This is a genomic window from Chrysiogenia bacterium, from assembly GCA_020434085.1.
GTDB lineage: Bacteria > JAGRBM01 > JAGRBM01 > JAGRBM01 > JAGRBM01 > JAGRBM01.
The window spans coordinates 1-2,888 of sequence record JAGRBM010000261.1 but is presented as its reverse complement, the minus strand read 5'-3'; the positions used below and the strand labels follow the sequence as shown (position 1 = coordinate 2,888).

2 protein-coding genes are annotated in these 2,888 nt (G+C 62.9%); both read right to left on the bottom strand.

The genetic code is table 11. The features are described 5' to 3' along the window. A partial coding sequence (locus KDH09_08805) for a tetratricopeptide repeat protein (GenBank protein ID MCB0219778.1) occupies window positions 1-1,022 on the bottom strand: 1,022 nt, incomplete at its 3' end. 13 nt (window positions 1,023-1,035) lie between these two features. Further along, window positions 1,036-2,598 (bottom strand): VCBS repeat-containing protein, encoded by a 1,563-nt coding sequence (locus tag KDH09_08800; protein ID MCB0219777.1) that lies wholly within the window; start codon window positions 2,596-2,598, stop codon window positions 1,036-1,038. Window positions 2,599-2,888 lie beyond the last annotated feature (290 nt).

Genomic DNA, 2,888 nt, shown 5'->3' with positions numbered 1-2,888 from the left:
GGCGCCGAAAGCGCGCGGTTGTATTGCACGCGCGTGTAGAGCACGACCGCGATCTTGTCCTTGGGATAGAAACCGAACTGGCGGCCGATGTCGCGGCGGGCCTGTTCGAGAATCACGCGCGTGCCGTAGGCGGCGCGCACGTTCTGCGTGCCATCGAAGCTGACGCGGAAGTTGCCTCCCTCGTATCCCTCGATCTCCCGGAACTCACCCTCGACATAGGATTCACGGCCGATTTTGGCGAGCAGGCGCGCCGCTTCATGCTGATTGGCGCCGCGAACGCTCTCCAGCAGCGGCCTGGCCTTGTCCAATTCGCCGCGGAAGTAGTAGAGCTCGCCGAGCTCGAAGTTGATTCCGGCTCGCGCGCCCGCGCGGGCATAAACGGCTGAGAGAAACGGGAAGGCCTTTTCGCGGTCGCCTGCCCGATAGAACGCCAGCCCCAGCGGACGCTCGAAGCTCCGGTCTTTGGGGTTGAGCGCTTCGAGTTCCAGCAGGATGAGCGCGGCTTGCGCGTTGCGTCCTTCGTGGAGCAACCGGTCGCCCCAGGTCAACAGCAGCAGTTCGTGCGCGCGCCTTACCGCCGGCGGCACATCCTTGCCGAAGTCCGCGATCAGCGCGTCGAGTTTGCCGCGCGCGGCCATGAACTGGTACTCGCGCGTCAGGCTGAGGACTTCACGGAATCGATCGGGAAAGTCGGGCACCCGGTCGGCCAGCGAGCGCGCCAGCTCGAGCTCCTCGACGCTCTGTTCGTCGGGAACGTCGGCGCCGTAACGCCACTCGTAGCGGATGCTGTCTTCGTCTTTGGAAAGCTCGGGGATTGCCCCGCCCGGCGGCGTGGCATCGGGAATGTGGATGACACCCAGGTCTTCGAGCGCCCGGCCTCCCACCCGCCCGGCGAAGTGACCGACCTTTTCGCGGTTGTTCGCCCAGTAGAGCGCGCCGGCGACGATCGTGCCCATGAAGGCACTGACCAGCACCAGCGCGATCCATCTGCCCGGACCGGTGTTGTTTTTCCCTGGCGGCATTGCCCTCTGCCCCCTACCTGACTGCAGGCTCGCTCAAGATCGTCGTGACCGTCCCATTATAGGCGGCGATATTTTCGTAGCGAAGGGCCAGATCGGAACGGCCGTCGCCGTTGATATCGCGCCCGTAGATAAAGAAGCTGGCGGTGGCCTCGATCTCGATCTCTTCCTGCGCCCAGCCGTCCTCGTCGCTCAGGAAAATGCCCAGTTCGTCCTGGTCGGTGGACTGCACGAGGTCGAGCTTCCCGTCGCCGTTGAAATCCTGGTTGAAGAGGTAGGCCGCCCACATCTGGGAGTTGGCCTGGGGTTCAAAGGAATAGGAAATCGATTCTTCCTGAACCGGGTCTTCATCGAACTTTCCGGTCGCGGGATCGAAGGCGAAGATCTTGTACTGCACGGGCACCGATCCCAGAATGAGGATCCGCGCCAGGTTGATCAGGTTGAACGGGAAGGTCTGGAAGAGCAGGTCGCGATGCCCGTCACCGGTGAGGTCGTAGGCCCACACCGTCTCGCCCAGGCCGTCCACCTCGATGGTCTGATCGGGCTCGGGCAGAAAATGACCGCCGCGATTCATGTAGATATACGCCCGGCTGTAGGCGCCGCCCAGGCCGAGCTGTTTGACCGAAGCAACGGTGAGATACACATCGCCGTGTCCGTCGTTGTTGAAGTCGGTGACCCAGATGCGCGTGATGCGCCGCATTCGAAAGAGTTTCAAAAATTCCCGTGGCGTGAATGCCGGGAAGCGATAGGTGACCGGCTCGCTGGCAAAAGCGAGCTTCTCGCCTGGCTTTTGGGTGTCTTGGCGCGCGAAGACAAAGAGCTGCTCGTTGATCGCGTAGAGGATGTCCTTGCGCCCGTCGGCGTTGAAATCCTGCAGGAAGAACTTGGGGAAGTAGATGCTTCCCTTGAGGTCCATCTGGCTGAGCCGGTTGAGAATGGGTTCGTTCTCGCTGTGGTGTCCCCACTCGCCGATGAGCGGCACGGCCAGTTCCTGCAGCGGGCGGTAGTCGCCGGCCTCATCGCGCACGAAGATGCGCGCGCCGGTGCCGCTGATATTGGGCAGGATGATCTCGGGCACGCCGTCTTCGTCGATGTCGCGCGTAAAGGAAAAGGTCGGGGCGATTGCGCGGTCGACAAAGCTGAAGAAACTTTTTTCGGCCAGCACCGTGCGCGGCACCACTTCGAAGGCGCGCTCGCCGAAGACATAACAACGAACCCCCTGCTGCGAGACATAGGCCAGTTCGGGCCCCTTGTTGCCCGGGATCAGGTCGGCCACGTCGAGCACACTGGCCTCGCCATCGAGGAGCCAGGCCTGATCGGGCGATGCGCGGTAGCCCGTGTCCTTGAACAAAAAGAGCGCGGCCCAGCGATCGATCTTTCCGCTCACCGGGTTGATCATGATGTAGGTGGTGACGAAGTCGTCCTTGCCGTCGCCGCTGAAATCGCCGAAGAGGACGTTGCGCACCTCGCCGGGGACCTTCGACTCGGTGACCTTCCAGGTCGGCTCGTCTGCCCCCGCGGCGCCCGCAAGACACAGCAGGGCACACAGACCCAGGAAAATTGCTCGGATGTGGTTCATCGAAAAGGCCCCAATCACTCCGGAAAGTGAGCGCGAGTTTAGCACGCGCGGGGGTCTTTGGCTGCGGCCCAAAAGGGCGTGAGCGCTGTGATTCGCGCTACACCGGCCAGGGCCCGGCGGCGCTACCTGCCCTTCCAGGTCGGGTCGCGCTTTTCGAAGAAAGCAGCGACTCCTTCGGCGGCGTCCTCGCTCAGGGAGGTCAGGGCAATGACCTCGCGCAGGTAATTGAGCGAGGCGTAGAACTCCATGTCGCCCAGAGTGGCGATGGCTTCCTTGCCCAGCTTCATGGC

What these genes read in the sequence shown, in the direction of transcription:
- KDH09_08800 (MCB0219777.1), bottom strand. Translation starts at nt 2,598, where the DNA reads ATGAACCACATCCGAGCAATTTTCCTGGGTCTGTGTGCCCTGCTGTGT.